Here is an 18,926-nt window from a genome sequence, read left to right on the forward strand (position 1 = left end):
AGCGCCCATGTCCGATTTCCAGCACGCCCAGCTCGACTGGGACGAGCAAGGCCAGCCACTGTCGCGCGGTTTCGGCGACGTGTATTTCTCCCGCGCCTCGGGGCTGGAGGAAACCCGCTATGTGTTTCTCGGCCACAACGAGCTGCCGCGGCGCTGCGCCGCCCTGCCGGCCGGCGGACGGCTGACCATCGGCGAGACCGGCTTCGGCACCGGGCTGAACTTCCTCTGCGCCTGGCAGCTGTTCGAGCGCACGGCACCAACCGACGCCCGCCTGCACTTCGTCAGCGTAGAGAAGTACCCCCTGACCCACACCGACCTGCGCCAGGCCCTGGCCCTCTGGCCGGAGCTGGCCGAGTATGCCGACGCGCTGCTAGCGCAGTACGTCGCCGTGCATCCGGGCTTCCAGCGGCTGGTCTTCGCCGGCGGCCGGGTGGTGCTGACCCTGCTGGTCGGCGATGTGCTGGAGCGTCTGCCCGAGCTGGATGCGCGCATCGACGCCTGGTTCCTCGATGGCTTCGCCCCGGTGAAGAACCCCGAGATGTGGACGCCCGAGCTATTCGCCGAGTTGGCCCGGCTGTCCGCCCTTGGCGCCACCCTTGCCACCTTTACCAGCGCAGGCTTCGTGCGCCGCGGGCTGAACGCGGCAGGCTTCACCATGCAGCGGGTCAAGGGCTTCGGGCAGAAGCGCGAGATGCTCGCCGGGCGTTTCGAAGGAACGCCGCAAAACGCCGCCAAGCCCTGGTTCGCCCGCCCGCCGCGCCCCACCGGCGCCCGCGAAGCACTGGTGATCGGCGCCGGCCTGGCCGGCTGCGCCGCGGCGGCGAGCCTGGCCCGGCGCGGCTGGCAGGTGACCCTGCTGGAGCGCCGCGACGGGGTCGCCGAGGAAACCTCCGGCAACCCCCAGGGGGTGCTCTATCTCAAGCTGTCGGCCCACGGCACAGCGCTCTCGCGGCTGATCCTCACCGGCTTCGGCTTCACCCGCCGGCTGCTGCAGAGCCTCGAGCCGGGCCGCGACTGGGCTCCCTGCGGCGTGCTGCAGCTGGCCTTCGACGCCAAGGAGGCAGCGCGCCAGGCCGAGCTGGCCGCGGCCTTTCCCGCCGACCTGCTGCACAGCCTGAGCCACGAGGAGGCCGAGGCCCAGGCCGGGATCGCCCTGGCCAGCGGCGGACTGTTCTACCCCGAAGCCGGCTGGGTGCATCCGCCGGCGCTCTGTCGCCGCCTGGCCGCACAGCCGAACATCCGCCTGCTGACACACCGGGAAGTCCTCGACCTATGCCGCGAGAATGGCCAGTGGAGCGCCCGGGCCGGCGACCAGTTGCTCGCCCGGGCGCCAGTCGCGGTGCTGGCCGGCGCGGCGGAAATCGCCCGCTTTCCCCAGGCCGCCGGACTGCCGCTCAAGCGCATCCGCGGGCAGATCAGCCGCCTGCCGGCCACCGCCGCCAGCGGCGCCCTGCAGACCGTGCTCTGCGCCGAAGGCTACGTTGCCCCGCCGCGCGACGGCGAGCACACCCTGGGCGCCAGCTTCCGCTTCGACAGCACGGAACTGGCGCTCAACGCCGAGGAGCATGCCGAGAACCTGCAACTGCTGCGGGAGATCTCCACCGACCTGGCCGAGCGGCTGCAGCTCGACCGGCTCGATCCGATGGCTCTCGAAGGGCGGGCGGGCTTCCGCTGCACCAGCCCGGACTACCTGCCGATCGTCGGTCCCCTGGCCGACGGCGAGGCCTTCGCCGAAGCCTACGGGGTGCTCGGCAAGGACGCCCGGCAGGCGCCGCAGCGTCCCTGTCCCTGGCTGGAGGGCCTGTACGTGAGCAGCGGCCACGGCTCGCGCGGCCTGCTCAGCGCGCCGCTGGCCGGGGAACTGCTGGCCGCCTGGCTGGACGACGAACCGCTGCCGGTGCCGAGGGCGGTGGCGGAGGCCTGTCATCCCAACCGGTTCGGGTTGCGGAAGTTGATTCGGGGGAAGTGAGGCGGGACTGCCACACCAGGCCGCTCCCACAGCCCGCGGTGCAACCGCCCCCTCTTACTCCCCCCCACACAACTCCGCCGCCCGCAGCAACGCCGCGGTCAGGGCGTGCCGCTCCCACTCCGGCAGCGCGGCAAAGCGCACGCGGAACTCCGGCGGTAGCAGGGGCGGCGCCTCCTGCAGCAGGGCACGGCCGGCCTCGGCGAGCAGCAGCCATTGCCGGCGGCGGTCCTGCTCGTCGCGCTGGCGCTGCAGCAGGCCGCGCTCCTCCAGCCGGTCAAGCAAGCCGGACAGGGTCGCCGCGGTGAGGCTGACCCGCCGGCTCAGAGCACTCGCCGTCAACTGAGTCTCATCGGCCAGCACCTGGAGGATCAGCAGCTGCATCGGAGTCAGCCCGCCATAGCGCACTACCCGTTTGGCATGCACCTCCCCGGCCTGCTGCAGACGCCGCATAGCCTGGAACAGCGGCAACTCGAAAGCTGAAATATCACTTCGATATAAAACTTCTTTATCGTTCATGACAGTATAAATATAGGTAATCAATCTTTGACATCAAAGCATTTTCTTGCTTTGGTGTAAAAGTGTGCGCTTGGCCGGCGGATCCAGATCCGTTTTATGAGATCTGGATCCGCCGACAGCACCCCCGCGTTGAAGCGGGCGCGCGGACACCCTCCCCAACGGCAAAACCGGTAAGGATTCATGTGCGGCATATCTGGAGAACTGCGTTTTGACAAGCGTCCGGCCGACCTCGCGGCGGTCGAACGCATCACCCATCACCTCGCCCCCCGCGGACCCGACGCCTGGGGCGTGCACACCCGGGGGCCGATCGCCCTGGGCCATCGCCGGCTGAAGATCATGGATCTGGCCGAAGCCTCGGGCCAGCCGATGATCGACAGCGAACTCGGCCTCGACCTTGTCTTCAATGGTGCTATCTACAACTACCCGGAACTGCGCGAAGAGCTGGAAAGCCTCGGCTACCGCTTCTTCTCCAACGGCGATACCGAAGTGCTGCTCAAGGGCTATCACGCCTGGGGCGAAGCTCTGCTGCCGAAGCTCAACGGCATGTTCGCCTTCGCCATCTGGGAACGCGACCGCCAGCGGCTGTTCCTCGCCCGTGACCGTCTCGGCGTCAAGCCGTTGTACCTCTCGCGCAGCGGCCATCGCCTGCGCTTCGCCTCGAGCCTGCCGGCCCTGCTTGCGGGCGGCGACATCGGCGCAGCCTTGGACCCGGTGGCGCTCAACCATTACCTGAATTTCCATGCCGTGGTGCCGGCGCCGCGCACCCTGCTCGCCGAGGTGGAAAAGCTGCCGCCGGCGACCTGGTTGCGCATCGACGCCGAGGGCAAGCGCGAACAGCGCACCTGGTGGCAGCTGGACTACGGCCCGCGGGACGACGAACGCGGCTTCGAGCTGCCGGAGTGGCGCGACACACTGCTCGTCAGTCTGCACGAGGCGGTGGAAATCCGCCAGCGCGCGGCGGTGGACGTCGGCGTGCTGCTCTCCGGCGGGGTCGACTCCAGCCTGCTGGTCGGCCTGCTGCGCGAGGCCGGGGTGGAGAACCTGCTGACCTTCTCCATCGGTTTTCAGGACGCCGGTGGCGAACGCGGCGACGAGTTCCAGTATTCCGACCTGATCGCTCGTCACTACGCCACCCGCCATCACCAGCTGCGCATCGACGAGCGGGAGATCATCGAACAGCTGCCGGCGGCCTTCCGCGCCATGAGCGAACCGATGGTCAGCCATGACTGCATCGCCTTCTACCTGCTCTCGCGGGAAGTCGCCAGGCACTGCAAGGTGGTGCAGAGCGGCCAGGGTGCCGACGAGCTGTTCGCCGGCTACCACTGGTATCCGCCGCTTGCGGGCAGTGCCGACCCCTTCAGCGCCTATCGGGCGGCCTTCTTCGACCGCGAGCACGACGAATACCTGGCCACCGTGCAGCCGAAGTGGCGCGGCGAGGACCATGCCGGCCAGTTCGTCCGCGAGCATTTCGCCATGCCAGGCGCCAAGGATCCCGTGGACAAGGCGCTGCGCCTGGACAGTACCGTGATGCTGGTCGAGGACCCGGTCAAGCGGGTCGACAACATGACCATGGCCTGGGGCCTGGAGGCGCGCACACCGTTTCTGGACTACCGCCTGGTCGAGCTGTCGGCGCGCATCCCGCCGCGCTTCAAGCTGCCGGACGGCGGCAAGTACGTGCTCAAGGAGGCCGCTCGCCAGGTCATTCCGGCTGCGGTGATCGACCGGCCCAAGGGCTATTTCCCGGTGCCGGGCCTCAAGCATCTGCAGGGCGCGACCCTGGACTGGGTGCGCGAGCTGCTGCTCGACCCCAGCCAGGACCGCGGCCTGTTCAACCCGGCCGAAGTCGACCGTCTGCTGAGCGATCCGCAGGGCCAACTGACCCCGTTGCGCGGCTCCAAGCTCTGGCAGTTGGCGGCACTCAACCTCTGGCTCAGCGAACAAGGATTATAAGGACCCAGATCGATGCAGAAATCTCCTGCCTATGGCCAGCGCCTGCTGCGCGGCCAGACGCCTTCCTACCAACGCCTACAGGCGCGCCTGGCCGAGGATGGCCAGAGCGAACGGCAGCCGCCGGTGGCGCTGCACTGCGGCTGGGGCCGTCTGCTGATCGGCCATACCTACCCCGACGCCACCGATCTGGCCCAGGACCTCCTTCAGGAGCGGCCCGGCGAGCGCGACATCGCGCTCTATGTGGCCGCGCCCCATCAGGTGCTGGCCCAGGCGCCGCAGCAGCTGTTCCTCGATCCATCAGACACCCTGCGCCTGTGGTTCAGCGACTACCGTCCGGCGCGGCGTACCTTTCGCGGCTTCAGTATCCGCAGGGTGCAGAGCGAGGCGGACTGGGACGGACTCAACCGCCTCTACCAGACCCGCGGCATGCTCCAGGTGGAGCCCGAGCGGCTGACCCCGCGCGAGGAAGGTGGCCCGGTCTACTGGCTGGCCGAGGATAGCGACAGCAAGGCGGTGATCGGCGGCGTCATGGGGCTAAACCACGTGGAGGCGTACAACGACCCCGAGCACGGCTGCAGCCTCTGGTGCCTGGCGGTGGAGCCGACCTGCACGCGCCCGGGGGTCGGCGAGGCCTTGGTGCGCCATCTGATCGAACACTTCATGTCCCGCGGGCTGGCCTATCTCGACCTGTCGGTGCTGCACACTAACCGGCAGGCGAAGAATCTCTACGCCAAGCTGGGCTTCCGCGAGCTGCCGATCTTTGCGGTGAAGCGCAAGAACAGCATCAATCAGCCACTGTTTCTCGGCCCCGGTCCGGAGGCCGAACTCAACCCCTATGCGCGGATCATCGTCGACGAGGCCAACCGCCGCGGCATCGAGGTGCAGGTGGACGATGCCGCCGCCGGCCTGTTCACCCTGATCCACGGCGGGCGGCGGATCCGCTGCCGCGAGTCGCTGTCCGACCTGACCAGCGCGGTGAGCATGACTCTCTGCCAGGACAAGCAGCTGACCCACCGCTGGCTGAGCCGCGCCGAGCTGCACCTGCCGGCCCAGCGCCTGGCCGGCAGCAGCGAAGAGAACGCGGCCTTCCTTGCCGAGCACCGGCGCCTGGTGGTCAAGCCGGTGAACGGCGAGCAGGGGCATGGCGTGGCGGTCGACCTGGAGACGCCCGAGGAGGTGGAGAAGGCCATCGAGGCGGCCAGCCGCTTCGACAGTCGGGTGCTGCTGGAGAGTTTCCACGCAGGCCAAGACCTGCGCATCCTGGTGATCGGCTTCGAGGTGGTCGCCGCCGCTCTGCGCCATCCCGCCGAGGTGATCGGCGACAGCCGCACCAGCATCCGCGCGCTGATCGAGGCCCAGAGCCGGCGCCGCCAAGCTGCCACCGGTGGCGAAAGCCGCATCCCGCTGGACGACGAAACGCTGCGCACCCTGCGGCAGGCCGGCTACGACTACGACAGCGTGCTGCCCGAGGGCCTGCACCTGGCGGTACGGCGTACCGCCAACCTGCACACCGGCGGCAGCCTTGAGGACGTGACGGCCAAGCTGCATCCGGCGCTGGTCGAGGCAGCCGTGCGTGCCGCCCGTGTCTTGGACATTCCCATGGTCGGCCTCGACCTGCTGGTGGAAGCGGCCGAGCGGCCGGAGTACGTGATCATCGAGGCCAACGAACGGGCCGGCCTGGCCAACCACGAGCCCCAGCCCACCGCCGAGCGCTTCGTCGACTTGCTGTTCCCTCTCAGCAAATCGCCCTCCTGAATCCTTTCCGCCCCTGTCATGCACGCCGCCGAAGCATCCTCCCCTGTCTTCGACGGCGTGAAACAGGAGCGAATTAATTCGTGATTTTTGCCCTCCACTCATAAATGAACCGGTTTCCACACCCGCCGTCCTGACAAGAACAGTGCCTGGGACGCCTTTCACGAGCAAAGGAATGCAGCCCCCCCGTTCGCTCCTTGAGTGAGCCATGGCAAGGCATCCGTCCTTGGGCACAACTTGTGCATGTGCAATAGATTCTCGCTATACGAGGTCATGCCTTTGGAGCCCCCCATGTCCAGCAATCTTCCAGAACCCGATCTCGACTACCTGCAGCGCGTGCTGCTGGAAATGCTCGCCATCCCCAGCCCGACCGGCTTCACCGACACCATCGTGCGCTATGTCGCCGAGCGACTGGAGGAGCTCGGCATTCCCTTCGAACTGACCCGTCGCGGCACCATCCGCGCAACTCTCAAGGGGCGACGCTACAGCCCGGACCGGGCGATGGCGGTGCACCTCGACACCATCGGCGCCATCGTCCGCGAGATCCACGCCAACGGCCGAATCGGCCTGGCACCGGTGGGCTGCTGGTCGAGCCGCTTCGCCGAGGGCAGTCGGGTCAGCCTGTTCAGCGACCGGGGTGTGCTGCGCGGCAGCGTGCTGCCGCTGCTGGCCTCCGGACATACCTTCAACACCCAGGTGGACGAGATGCCGATCAGTTGGGACTACATCGAGCTGCGCCTCGACGCCATGACCACCAGCCAGGCCGAAACCCAGGCCCTGGGGGTGGCGGTCGGCGACTTCGTCGCCTTCGACCCGTTGCCGGAGTTCACCGAGAGCGGCCACATCAGCGCTCGCCACCTGGACGACAAGGCCGGCGCCGCCGCCTTGCTCGCCGCGCTGAAGAGCGTGCTCGACAGCGGCCAGGAGCCGCCGATCGACTGCCATCCGCTGTTCACCATCACCGAGGAGACCGGCTCCGGCGCTGCCGCTGCACTACCCTGGGACGTCAGCGAATTCGTCGGCATCGACATCGCTCCGGTCGCCGCTGGCCAGCAGTCCAGCGAGCAGGCGGTGACCGTTGCCATGCAGGACTCCGGTGGCCCTTACGACTACCACTTGACGCGCCATCTGCTGCGCCTGGCGGAAAATCACGCGATACCGGTGCGCCGCGACCTGTTCCGCTACTACCACAGCGACGCCCATTCGGCGGTGGCCGCCGGCTATGACATCCGCACTGCCCTGCTGGCCTTCGGCTGCGATGCCACCCATGGCTACGAGCGTACCCATATCGACGGCCTCGCGGCCCTGAGCCGGCTGATCGGCGCCTACCTGCTCAGCCCGCCGGTGTTCGCCAGCGACGCCAGACCGCAGAGCAATTCTCTGAAACGGTTCAGCCGTCAGCTGGAACACGATGCCCAGATGGAAAGCGAAACCCGCGTGCCCACCGTGGATAGTCTACTCAAGCACAAACCAGACGCTTGAAGCGCTCGCCGCATCCGGGCAAAGTCTGCTCTTGAGACGGAACTCCTAACAGAAAAATTCGCACCAGTCAGGCTTGTCATCAAGGTTTTCCGCGTTGCGGCAGAGCCTGTTTGGCTACAGGGCAAGGCAGCGCCCGCTCCCTGCGGGCTTGCTGCATTCACCACATCCCTGTGAATTGCCTGAGGAGAGCGGTTGGTCATTCCAAAGGAGCGACGAGCAGCGCGGCCCTGTGCCAAAACAGGCCCGGCCCTTCGGGGTGCGCCTGAATTTGACGCCCAACCGGGACAGATCATGCAACGTTGCCGTCTTCGACCAGAAAATGACCCCTCCTGCAGGTGGCGCCTTGCCCGGGCCGATAGCAGGCGGCAAGGCTATCGGGAAAACAATTGATGGCAGGCTCTACTAGCAGAGGAATGGATATGGTGCGTATTGTCTGGACGCTGTTGCTGCTGCTGTCGAGTGGCGCGTCGGCCTGGGCCGCCCAGCCAGCCGTGCTCGCCGATCAGGAGATCCGCTTGTCCCTGGGGCCGCACACCAGCTACCTCGAGGACCGCGACGCCAGCCTCGACGTCGCCCGGGTGCTGGCGTTGCCCGACGAGGCCTTCCGGCCGATCGAGGGTAACCAGGCCAACCTGGGCCAGAGCCGCTCGGTCTGGTGGTTCCGGGTCGACCTGCAGAACGCCCGCACCCTGCCCCTGGTTGGCTTTCTCGAGGTCAACTACCCGCTGCTCGACGATGTCCGGCTGAGCCTGCTGACCCCGAACGGCCAGCTGCAGCATCAGGAGAGCGGTGACTCCCGGCCGCTCCAGCTGCGCCCGGTGCCGGTGCGCAACCTCTGGTTCCCCCTGGAACTGTCGCCGGGCAACAGCACCCTGCTGGTCCGGGTGAAGAGCAGCAGCGCAATCACCGTGCCGCTGTATTTCAGCACCAGCGGGGCCAGCGTGGCCGCCCAGGAGCGGCTGGAAGGCCTGAACGGCGCCTTCTATGGCGTGCTGCTGGCCCTGTTCTGCTACCAGCTGTTCCTTTTCCTGTTCCTGCGCGAGCCCAGCCAGGGCTGGTATTTGCTCTACAGCCTCAACGCCATCCTGCTCGCGCTCAGCTTCGACGGCTACCTGCTCCACTGGACGCCCGACCTGCAGCAAGTAGCCGTGTATCTGCTGAGCTTCACCTTCTGGCTGACCGCAACCCAGCTCACCCGGCACTTCCTGAATATCCCCCGGTACTTTCCCCTGCTCGATCGCGCCCTGCGCCTGTGGATGCTCGGCCTCTGTGCTGCACTGCTCGCCGCCCCGCTGATCGGCCTGCCGGCTTGGGGCACCCTCGCCAATCTCGCCACCCTGATCGGCGCCCTGCTACTGCCCGGCTGCGGCGCCCATGTGTGGCGCAAGAGCCTGCGCGCTGGCGCCTACCACCTCGCTGCCTGGTCGCTCCTGCTGGTTTCGCTGGGCGGCATGGCCAGCGCTGCGCTGGGCCTGGACCTGCTCGGCGAACATGGGATGGTGCTGGCCAAGCTGGGCACCGCCGTCAACCTGCTGGTCCTCGCCGTCGGCCTGGCCGACCGTTTCCAGCAGCTTCGCAAGGAAGGCCTGTACTCGCACCAGGCTGCCGAGGAAGCGCTCCTGCAGAACCAGGCCAAGAGCCGCTTCCTGGCCAAGATGAGCCACGAGATCCGCACGCCACTCAACGGCGTGCTGGGTATGCTGCAGCTGCTCAGGGAAACCCGCCTGGACCACAGCCAGCGCTTCTACGTGGACACCATCGCCAGTTCCGGCAGCACCCTGATGGCGGTGATCAACGATATCCTCGACTACGCGCGCATCGAGTCCGGCAAGCTCAGTCTGGAGCATATCGAGTTCGATCTCGAGGAGATGCTTTCCGACACCCTCAACCTGTTCACTGCCCAGGCGATGGAAAAGTGCCTGCGCCTGCAGATGAGCCTCGACGAGGGCGTGCCGCGCCATATTCAGGGCGATCCGACCCGCCTCAAGCAGGTACTGACCAATCTGTTGAGCAACGCGCTGAAGTTCACCTCCGAGGGCCAGGTGCGGCTCGATGTCAGTCGCCGGCGCAAGAGCGACGGCTCGGAGCGCCTGTATTTCAGCGTCAGTGACAGCGGCATCGGCATCCGCCAGGAAGCCCAGGCGCGGCTCTTCGAATCCTTCAGCCAGGGTGACTCCAGCACCACTCGCCGCTACGGCGGCAGCGGCCTGGGCCTGGCGATCAGCAAGGAGCTGGTGGAAATGATGGGCGGCCACATCGAGGTGCAGAGCACCCCGGGTCTCGGCAGCCGCTTCACCTTCGACATTCCCCTGCAGCGCAGCGGCGAGGCTCGCGACGAGCTGTTCCAGTTGCTGGTCGGACGCACCGCGCTGCTCGCCTCGCTGGACGGCTTCGCACTGGACGCCGTCGGCCGCTTGCTCGGCCGCTGGGGCATGCATACCGAGCGCTGCCGGATTCCGGAAAAACTGCCCGAGCAGTTGGCGGGCTTCGACGAGCCGCCGCTGCTGCTGCTGATCTCGCCCTGGCCGGGCAGCGTCGAGTACTGGCTGGACGCCCTCTATCCGCACCTGGCCCCCGGCCAGCGGTTGCTGTTGCTCTGCCCACCTGAGCAGTGCCGGCAGCTGCCGGCCAGTCGCAGCAGCCTGCACATGCTCGGCCTGCCCCAGCCGGTGGGCGTCGCGGCGCTGCGCAAGAAGCTCGTGGAGCTGCACATGGAGCCTGCCCATCCACTGGTACCGATCGAGGACCCCGCGGGCGACAACCACGTGCCCTGCATCCTCATCGCCGAGGACAACCCGGTGAACCAGTTGGTGGTCCAGGAGCTGCTGAGGAAACGTGGCTACAATGTGCGCCTGGCGGGCAACGGCGCCGAGGCGGTGGCCGAATACCACCGCTCGCCCAGCTCGATCCAGATGATCCTGATGGACTGCGAGATGCCGGAGATGGACGGCTTCGAGGCCACCTTGCAGATCCGCCTGCTGGAGCGCCTGCGCAAATGGCCGGCGGTACCGATCATCGCTCTCACCGCACACACCCTCGACGAGCACCGCGAATACGGCCTCGAGGTGGGGATGAACGACTTCCTCGGCAAGCCGGTGGACAAGCAGCTGCTGCACGCCACTGTGGAGCGCTACCTGTCAGTCCGGACGCTGGTGGACAATTGAGGCGGGCGGACAACTCGCCCGCTTCGAATCCTGGAGAATCCTCATGCTCATCCCCCACCACCTGCTGGAGACCGACACCCTCACCCGGCTGATCGAGGATTTCGTGACCCGCGAAGGCACCGACAACGGCGACGAGACTCCGCTGGCGACCCGCGTACAGCGCGTCCGCCAGGCGCTGGAAAGCGGCGAGGCGCTGATCGTCTTTGAGCCGGACAGCCAGCAGTGTCAACTGATGGCGAAACGGGACATACCGCAGGGGTGGCTGGACTGAGCCACGCGCTCAGCGCCGCCGCCCGAGCACCCAGAGATAGACCAGCGCATTGACCAGCAGTACCAGCGTCCCCAGCCAGAACTGAATGTCCGGCGTCAGGCCGGCCGGGTAGATCAGCGGCAACAGGTAATGCTCGATGAAGCCGCCACTGTAGCCGGGCTCCCCGGCCGCCCGGAGCAGAGCGTTTTCCCAGTCGGTAAGCGGACAGGGCAGGCTGAAGAACTCGGTCGCGGCGCCCCAGGCCATCGCCGGCAGGTGCACCACGGCCAGGACAGGCCAGCGCAGCAGCAGCAGGCCGCCCAGCAGCACGAAGAGAATGAACAGCAGATGCACCATCAGCAGCGCGTCTGCGGCTAACCGGTAAAGCATGGAAACCTCCGTGGGCGCCCCGGCGCTCAGGCCGCGGGCACGGGCAGGCGCACCACCAGCACCTTGTCGATGCGCGTCCGGTCCATGTCGACCACCTCGAAGCACCAGCCGTCGAGTTCGAAGTGATCAGCGATGTTCGGCACGCGCTGCAGGTGATGCATGACCAGACCGGCGAGCGTGTGATAGGCATTATCCGCCTCCCCCGGAAAGCTCGTGGCGATGTCCAGCGCGGCCTTCAGCCGCTCGATGCCCATGCCGCCGTCGACCAGCCAGGAGCCGTCCTCGCGGCAGACGATCGCCGGCTCGCCGTCCTGCAGCTCGTCGGGGATCTCGCCGACGATCGCGGTGAGCACATCCTTGAGGGTGACGATGCCCTGCAGGTCATCGAACTCGTCGACCACGATGGCGAATTCGCTGCGCGTCCTGCGGAAGTTTTCCAGCAGACCGGTACTGCTCGCACTTTCCTCCACATAGAGCGGCGGGCGGATGTCCCGTTGCAGATCGAGCGGCAGCCCCTGCAAGGCCGGCCCGAGCAGGTCGCCGCGGTGCAGTACGCCGACCACCTGCTGCAGGCTGCCGTGGCACACCAGGACACGCGTGTAGGGACTCTCGGCGAGCCGTCTGAGCTGCTCCTCCCGCGGCGCGTCCAGATCGATGGCATAGACCTGTTGGCGGGGCGACATGATCGCACCGACCGGCTGCTCGTCCAGGTGCAGGACATTGGAGACGATTGCCTGCTCGCTCTCATGGAAGACCCCGGCCTCGGCGCCCTGTTCCATCAGCACCCGGATCTCCTCGTCGGTGATCGGCGGCTCGTTCTGCTGCCTGATCCCGAGCAGGCGCAGCAACAGGTTGCTGGAGAACGACAGCAGCCACACCAGCGGCGCGGCGACCTGCGCCAGCCACTGCATCGGCGGGGCGATGGCAGCGGCGATGGTTTCCGGCGAGAGCAGTGCCAGGCGCTTGGGCACCAGCTCGCCGACCACCACCGACAGGTAGGTGATCGCCGCCACGGTGAGAAGCAGGGCGATGCCCTCGGCATAGGGCGCCAGTACCGGCAGTCCGGCGATCCGCTCCGCCAGCGGCCGGGCCAGCAGGCTTTCGCCGAGCGCACCGCTGAGGATGCCGACTGTCGTGATGCCGACCTGGATGGTGGAGAGGAACCGCGAAGGGTCCTCCTGCAGCGCCAGGGCGACCAGCGCACCATGCCGCTGCTCGTCGACGAGCTTCTGCAGGCGGGCTTTGCGCGAGGAGACGACGGCGATTTCCGCCATCGCAAAGACGCCGTTGAACAGGATCAGCAGGAGCAGCAGACCCGTTTCCATCGCTACGACCACCCTTCACCGTTGGCGGTGCGGCCTCGCTGCCGACTCGTGAAACAACCATAGCACTGCCCGCCGACACCCGGCTCAGGGCGGGTAGCTCCGGGCGGAGCCCTGTCCCGGAAACAGGAAAGGCAGCCCGAGGGCTGCCTTGTTGACCTGCCGAAGGAAGGATCAGTGGGCGACGGCGCCACTGGCTCCCAGGCCGGTCTGCGAGCGGACGAACTGCGGCAGGAAGCGCTCACGCTCCTCTGCAGCAGACTTCGACTTGTCGGTGATCGAGAAGAACCACACGCCAGTGAAGGCCGCGACCATGGAGAACAGCGCCGGGTACTTGTAGGGGAAGATCGCCTCGGCGTTGCCCAGCACGTCAACCCAGACAGTCGGGCTGAGGATGGTCAGCAGCATGGCGACGGACAGCCCCAGAGTACCGCCGATCAGCGCACCGCGGGTGGTCAGGTCCTTCCAGTACATGGAGAGGAACAGGACCGGGAAGTTGCAGCTGGCGGCGACGGAGAAGGCCAGACCCACCATGAAGGCGATGTTCTGCTTCTCGAAGATGATGCCGAGCAGGATCGCCACGACGCCCAGGGACAGGGTGGTGATCTTGGTCACGCGCATTTCGTCCTCTTCCTTGGCCTTGCCCTTCTTGATCACGCAGGCGTACAGGTCGTGGGACACGGCCGAAGCGCCAGCGAGGGTCAGACCGGCGACCACCGCCAGGATGGTGGCGAAGGCCACGGCAGAGATGAAGCCGAGGAACAGGTTGCCACCGACGGCGCTGGCCAGGTGGATGGCCACCATGTTGGTGCCGCCGATGATGGCGCCGGCTGCGTCCTTGAACTCCGGATTGGTGCCGACCAGCAGGATGGCGCCGAAGCCGATGATGAAGGTCAGGATGTAGAAGTAGCCGATGAAGCCGGTGGCGTAGAACACGCTCTTGCGAGCTTCCTTGGCGTCGCCCACGGTGAAGAAGCGCATCAGGATGTGCGGCAGACCAGCGGTACCGAACATCAGGGCCAAGCCCAGGGAGATCGCGGAGATCGGGTCGGAGACCAGGCCGCCGGGGCTCATGATGGCTTCGCCCTTGGTGTGGATACTCACGGCTTCGGTGAACAGGGTGCCGAAGTCGAAGCCCACATGCTTCATCACCATGATGGCCATGAAGGTAGCACCGGAGAGCAGCAGGACCGCCTTGATGATCTGTACCCAGGTGGTAGCCAGCATGCCGCCGAACAGCACGTACATGACCATCAGGATGCCCACCAGAACCACGGCGACGTAGTAGTCCAGACCGAACAGCAGCTGGATCAGCTTGCCGGCACCGACCATCTGGGCGATCAGATAGAAGGCCACCACGATCAGCGAACCGAATGCCGACAGGACGCGGATCTGGGTCTGCCCGAGGCGGTAGGAGGCCACGTCGGAGAAGGTGAACTTGCCGAGGTTGCGCAGGCGCTCCGCCATCAGGAAGAGAATCACCGGCCAGCCGACCAGGAAGCCGATCGAATAGATCAGGCCGTCGTAGCCGGAGGTGAACACCAGGGCGGAAATCCCCAGGAAGGATGCCGCGGACATGAAGTCACCGGCGATCGCCAGGCCGTTCTGGAAGCCGGTGATGCTGCCGCCGGCGGTGTAGTAGTCGGAGGTGGAGGTGTTGCGCTTGGCCGCCCACTTGGTGATGCCCATCGTCATGGCGATGAACACCACGAACATGATGATGGCGGTCCAGTTGGTCGCCTGCTTCTGCACTTCGCCGGTGAGGGCGTCGGCCATCAGCAGGGGGGAGGCTGCCAACAAGGCGGCAGCGGTCAGAAAACGCTTCATCATTTCTGCACCTCGTCGAGTATTTCCTGATTCAGACGATCGAACTCACCGTTGGCGCGGTAGGTGTAGATACCGGTGAGCACGAAGGCGAGGAGGATCAGACCAATACCGACGGGCATGCCCAGGGTAGTGGCGGATTCGGCGCTGATCTTGGCACCCAGGACCTGTGGCACGAAGGCGATGATCAGGATGTAGGCGAAGTAGAGGCCCAGCATGATGGATGAAAGCAGCCAGGCGAACCGCTCACGCCTTGCCACCAGTTCTCTGAAGCGCGGATTCTGCTCGATCCGCTTGTAGATACCGTCGTCGTTCATTTCTTTTATTATCCTCACGGAGTTGCGGGGTAGGCACACTCTAGATCTCCCCCCAACAGACAACAGACGACCTTAGTCTTAACCCCTCACTCCTAATGAACCAAAGTCGGTATGTGAGGGTCGTCGCAGGAGCTTTGCTCCGTGACCGAACGGGCAGCGCAGCGAAGCCTGCCGGTCATCGGCAGCGACAGGGCCGACCTGGATTGACAGCCCCTATCGGAGCCATGGAAAGCAGCCATTTCAGTACCGCCCGCCCGGCCGTTATCTTGAATCCACCAAGGAACGTCCCCCTGCGAGGTGTGCCATGCTCAAGACCCTGACCTTCACGCTGATGCACTTCTGCATTGCCTTCGGCGTCGCCTATGCGCTGACCGGCAGCGTCGCAGTGGGCGGACTGGTGGCGGCTGTCGAACCCCTGTGCAATTCGGTGGGCTTCTACTTCCACGAGAAGATCTGGCAGAACCTGCAAAAGGCTCGCGACAAGCCAGCCGGGGGCCCGCAGCGCGACTGGCTGCATCGCCACGCCTGAGGCCCGGTGCGGTGCGATAGAGGAAGCGGTTAAGATGCGCGGTCCGGCTGCCAGATGATTTCGAAACATGCCCGCCACTTCGCGCTTTCCGTTACCGCCCTACCTGTTCGCCACCCTCCTCGCCCTGCTGGCCCTGAGCGGCATCTGGTACAACGCCGGCCAGCCGGTCGCGCTGGCGGATGTGGTCAGCTCCACGCACAAGCTGCAGTGCGTGTCCTACAGCCCGTTCGACAAGGACCAGTCGCCCTTCGACAAGCCGTTCGTGCTGCGCGAGGCACGCATGGACGCCGATCTGGCGCTGCTCGCCAAACGCTTCCAGTGTGTGCGCACCTATTCCATGACCGGCATGGGGGCGCTCCCCGCCCTGGCTCGCAAGCACGGTCTGAAGGTGATGCTGGGCGCCTGGGTGAACCCCGACCCGGTGGAGACCGAGAGCGAAATCGCGTTGCTGATCGAGGCGGCCAGGGCCAACCCCGATGTGGTCGAGACGGTGATCGTCGGCAACGAGACCCTGCTGCGCAAGGAAGTCACCGCAACCTACCTGGCTTCGCTGATCGAGCGGGTGAAGCGCAGCATCAGCCAGCCGGTCACCTATGCCGATGTCTGGGAGTTCTGGCTGAAGTACCCGGAAGTCGCCCCGGCGGTGGATTTCCTGACCATCCATCTGCTGCCCTATTGGGAGGACGACCCGGCCGGGATCGACGAGGCGCTCGCCCAGGTCGCCCGCGTCCGCCAGGAATTCGGCCAGCGCTTCGCGCCCAAGGACATCCTGATCGGCGAAACCGGCTGGCCCAGCGAGGGCCGCCAGCGCGAAACCGCCCTGCCCAGCCGGGTCAACCAGGCCCTCTTCATCCGCGGCTTCGTCGCCATGGCCGAGCAGCACGGCTGGCGCTACAACCTGATCGAGGCCTTCGACCAGCCGTGGAAACGCCAGAGCGAAGGCGCGGTGGGCGGCTACTGGGGGCTGCTGGATGCCGACCGCGAGGACAAGCACATCCTCGCCGGCCCGATCTCCAACCTGCCGCACTGGCCGTTCTGGCTGGGCATCGGCGGACTGATCATGGCCGGCGCACTGGTCATCGCCGGACATCCGGCCTCCACCGCCGCGGCCCTGCTGCTGCCGCCGCTGGCCGCGCTCGGTGGCGCCTGCATCGGTCTGTGGGGCGAGCTGGCGCGGATCACCAGCCGCTATCCCGGCGAGTGGTTGTGGGCCGCCCTGCTGATCGGCCTGAACCTGATCGTGCTGCTCCATGGCGTGCTGCTGCTATCGGCCCGCCAGGGCTTCCGCGCCCGGCTGTTCACCTGGCTGGAGGCGCGCGGCGGCTGGTGGCTGGCTGCCGCCGGCTTCGCCGGGGCGGTGATGATGCTGGCCTTGGTGTTCGATGCCCGCTACCGCAGCTTCCCCAGCGTCGCCCTGCTGCTGCCCGCTCTGCTCTATGGGTGCCGCCCGGTAGCCGGCCCGCGCCGGGAGATCGCCCTGTTGCTGACCCTGATCGGTGCCGGCGTCCTGCCCCAGTTGTATCAGGAAACCCTGCTCAACCGGCAGGCGCTCGGCTGGGCCCTGGTCAGCCTGCTGCTGATGGTCGCGCTCGGTCGCAGTCTGCGTCTGCGCAAGCCCGCGCCTGCGACGGTGGCGGCGGAAGCCGCCTCAACGGCGAACCAGGCGTAGCGCGGCGATGGCCACAGCGAACACTGCCAGACTGGCGGTATAGAGCACCAGCGCCGGAATCGCCAGGCACAGCCCCAAGAGCGCCAGCCCCCAGCCGGCGCGCCCGGGCAGCAGGAAGCCGGTCAACGCCGCAGCCAGGGCGCTCCAGGCCAGCAGGCGGAAGTGGATCATCAGGCCCAGGCCGGAGCGCAACTGACACTCCCAGCGCTGCGCCTGCTCGACGCACAGGCCGACCCACTGGCCATCCTCCATCAGAGCGAAACGCACCCCGTAGCTGGCCGCCAGGCAAAGCGGCAGGAGGATCAGCAGGACAATCAGGGGCTGGCGCGAGGACATGGGGCACTCCAAGGACAAATGCCCGCCAGCATAACCAGCGGCGGCACGGAAGCAAGCTCCAGCGTGCCCGGCCGGCGCGCGGGGGCTTCCATCATGGGGCTCCCTGCATTAAAAGCAGTTCCATGGTCAGATCACCCACGAGGTTGGATCCTGCATGCCCCGCCTACCCTCCATCGCCGCCCTGCTCGGCGGCCTGCTGCTCTGTAGTAGCTGCCTGTCGGCGGCTGACATCAATCCGGCGAGCTACGGCTTTCCGCTGCACAATCCCTTCGAGGCGACCATCGCCACCACACCGCCGGAACTGCGCCCCGCCCTTCCGCTCGACAGCGAGATCAATCAGCGGGACTACAGCTTGCAGCTACGCCCCGAGCGCCCATTCGCGCTGCCTGGCAACCTTCGCCAAGTGCAGGATCTGCGCTATCGCCTGGCCCGCCAGGCACATGACGCGCCACTGATCTTCGTCATTTCCGGCACCGGCGCGCACTACGCCAGCAGCCTCACCGAATACCTGAAGCGGCTGTTCTACGGGGCTGGCTTCCATGTGGTACAGCTGTCCTCGCCGACCAGCTACGATTTCATGACCGCTGCCTCGCACGCCGCCACGCCCGGTCTCAGCCGCGAGGATGCGGACGATCTGTACCGGGTCATGGAGGCGGTGCGGGCGCAGCAGGCGGACCTGCCGGTCACCGAATACCACCTGACCGGCTACAGTCTCGGCGCCCTCCACGCGGCCTTTGTCAGCCAGTTGGACGAGACCCGCCGGAGCTTCAACTTCAAGCGCGTGCTGCTGCTCAACCCGCCGGTCAACCCCTACAACTCGGTGCGCAATCTCGACCGTCTGGTACAGACTGATGCCGCCGGCATCATCGGCAATCTGACCGTCTACGAGCTGATTTTCGGCAAGCTGACCCGCTACTTCCAGCGCCGCGGCCACATCGACCTCAACGAAGCCCTGCTGTACGGCCTCCAGCAGTCGGAGGAGCGCCTGACGGACGAGGAAATGGCCATGCTGATCGGCTCGGTGTTCCGCTTCGCGGCCGCCGACATCGCTTATACTTCGGACCTGCTCAATCGCCGTGGGCTGATCACCCCGTCGAACTACCCGGTCGACGAGGACACCCCGCTCGCGCCCTTCTTCATCCGTGCCCTGCAGTGCAACTTTGGCTGCTACCTGAACGAGCAACTGATCCCCCAGTGGCGCCTCCGCCACAACGGCGGCAGCCTCTCCCAACTGATCGGCCAGATCAGCCTCCAGGCCCTGCAGGACTACCTGGCCGGCAGCCGCAAGATCGCCGTGATGCACAATGCCGACGACCTCATCCTTGGCCCCGGCGACCTCACTTTCCTGCGCCGCACCTTCGGCGAGCGGCTGACCCTCTATCCGTTCGGCGGGCACTGCGGCAACCTCAACTACCGGGTCAACAGCCAGGCTATGCTGGAATTCTTCCGTGGTTGA

General features: G+C 66.6%; 15 protein-coding genes. 9 read left to right on the forward strand and 6 right to left on the reverse strand.

Features of this window, described 5'->3' with window-relative positions; translation table 11 throughout:
* Positions 1 to 7 precede the first annotated feature (7 nt).
* A complete protein-coding gene (gene mnmC, locus ACYVD0_RS20495; RefSeq protein ID WP_460428507.1) occupies positions 8 to 1,969 on the forward strand; it encodes a bifunctional tRNA (5-methylaminomethyl-2-thiouridine)(34)-methyltransferase MnmD/FAD-dependent 5-carboxymethylaminomethyl-2-thiouridine(34) oxidoreductase MnmC in 1,962 nt (653 codons plus the stop codon).
* 54 nt (positions 1,970 to 2,023) lie between these two features.
* Here the strand turns inward: mnmC and ACYVD0_RS20500 are convergent, their stop codons facing one another.
* Positions 2,024 to 2,485: a MarR family winged helix-turn-helix transcriptional regulator gene (locus ACYVD0_RS20500; protein WP_460428508.1), complete on the reverse strand. Its 462-nt coding sequence runs from the start codon at positions 2,483 to 2,485 to the stop codon at positions 2,024 to 2,026.
* 180 nt (positions 2,486 to 2,665) lie between these two features.
* Between ACYVD0_RS20500 and ACYVD0_RS20505 the strand changes: the two genes are divergently transcribed.
* From ACYVD0_RS20505 to ACYVD0_RS20525, 5 genes are all read left to right on the forward strand, one after another.
* Positions 2,666 to 4,435, forward strand: a complete 1,770-nt coding sequence (locus ACYVD0_RS20505) for an N-acetylglutaminylglutamine amidotransferase (RefSeq protein ID WP_460428509.1) — start codon at positions 2,666 to 2,668, stop codon at positions 4,433 to 4,435.
* A gap of 12 nt (positions 4,436 to 4,447) precedes the next feature.
* Positions 4,448 to 6,190, forward strand: a complete 1,743-nt coding sequence (ngg, locus tag ACYVD0_RS20510) for an N-acetylglutaminylglutamine synthetase (RefSeq protein ID WP_460428510.1) — start codon at positions 4,448 to 4,450, stop codon at positions 6,188 to 6,190.
* A 288-nt stretch (positions 6,191 to 6,478) separates the two neighbouring features.
* Positions 6,479 to 7,669 carry a zinc-binding metallopeptidase family protein gene (locus tag ACYVD0_RS20515; protein WP_460428511.1) on the forward strand — a complete coding sequence of 397 codons (1,191 nt, stop codon included), beginning with the start codon at positions 6,479 to 6,481 and terminating at the stop codon, positions 7,667 to 7,669.
* Between the two features lie 419 nt (positions 7,670 to 8,088).
* A complete protein-coding gene (locus tag ACYVD0_RS20520) occupies positions 8,089 to 10,833 on the forward strand; it encodes a hybrid sensor histidine kinase/response regulator (protein ID WP_460428512.1) in 2,745 nt (914 codons plus the stop codon).
* A gap of 43 nt (positions 10,834 to 10,876) precedes the next feature.
* Entirely contained in the window at positions 10,877 to 11,104 is a 228-nt protein-coding gene (locus ACYVD0_RS20525; protein ID WP_460428513.1) for a YheU family protein, read from the forward strand.
* 9 nt (positions 11,105 to 11,113) lie between these two features.
* On the opposite strand, the gene ACYVD0_RS20530 is transcribed toward ACYVD0_RS20525, so the two are convergent.
* The 4 genes from ACYVD0_RS20530 to ACYVD0_RS20545 all read right to left on the reverse strand — a co-directional run bounded on the left by ACYVD0_RS20530 (position 11,114) and on the right by ACYVD0_RS20545 (position 14,936).
* Positions 11,114 to 11,473 (reverse strand): DUF2784 domain-containing protein, encoded by a 360-nt coding sequence (locus ACYVD0_RS20530; RefSeq protein ID WP_460428514.1) that lies wholly within the window; start codon positions 11,471 to 11,473, stop codon positions 11,114 to 11,116.
* Between the two features lie 26 nt (positions 11,474 to 11,499).
* Positions 11,500 to 12,798 carry a hemolysin family protein gene (locus tag ACYVD0_RS20535; RefSeq protein WP_460428515.1) on the reverse strand — a complete coding sequence of 433 codons (1,299 nt, stop codon included), beginning with the start codon at positions 12,796 to 12,798 and terminating at the stop codon, positions 11,500 to 11,502.
* 171 nt (positions 12,799 to 12,969) lie between these two features.
* Positions 12,970 to 14,625 carry a cation acetate symporter gene (locus tag ACYVD0_RS20540; protein WP_460428516.1) on the reverse strand — a complete coding sequence of 552 codons (1,656 nt, stop codon included), beginning with the start codon at positions 14,623 to 14,625 and terminating at the stop codon, positions 12,970 to 12,972.
* Entirely contained in the window at positions 14,622 to 14,936 is a 315-nt protein-coding gene (locus ACYVD0_RS20545) for a DUF485 domain-containing protein (RefSeq protein WP_460428517.1), read from the reverse strand. Before ACYVD0_RS20545 ends, ACYVD0_RS20540 begins: the two co-directional genes overlap by 4 nt.
* 304 nt (positions 14,937 to 15,240) lie before the next feature.
* Here ACYVD0_RS20545 and ACYVD0_RS20550 point away from each other — a divergent pair, with 304 nt between their 5' ends.
* Both ACYVD0_RS20550 and ACYVD0_RS20555 read left to right on the forward strand, forming a co-directional pair.
* Entirely contained in the window at positions 15,241 to 15,465 is a 225-nt protein-coding gene (locus tag ACYVD0_RS20550) for a DUF2061 domain-containing protein (RefSeq protein WP_460428518.1), read from the forward strand.
* 67 nt (positions 15,466 to 15,532) lie between these two features.
* Entirely contained in the window at positions 15,533 to 17,134 is a 1,602-nt protein-coding gene (locus ACYVD0_RS20555) for a glycoside hydrolase family 17 protein (protein WP_460428519.1), read from the forward strand.
* Here ACYVD0_RS20555 and ACYVD0_RS20560 read toward each other — a convergent pair.
* Entirely contained in the window at positions 17,114 to 17,470 is a 357-nt protein-coding gene (locus tag ACYVD0_RS20560) for a hypothetical protein (protein ID WP_460428520.1), read from the reverse strand. The genes ACYVD0_RS20555 and ACYVD0_RS20560 overlap by 21 nt on opposite strands.
* 154 nt (positions 17,471 to 17,624) lie before the next feature.
* On the opposite strand from ACYVD0_RS20560, the gene ACYVD0_RS20565 reads away from it, so the two are divergent.
* Positions 17,625 to 18,926, forward strand: coding sequence for an alpha/beta fold hydrolase family protein (locus ACYVD0_RS20565; RefSeq protein ID WP_460428521.1), 1,302 nt, complete (start codon positions 17,625 to 17,627; stop codon positions 18,924 to 18,926).

Source organism: Azotobacter armeniacus (genome assembly GCF_054779355.1).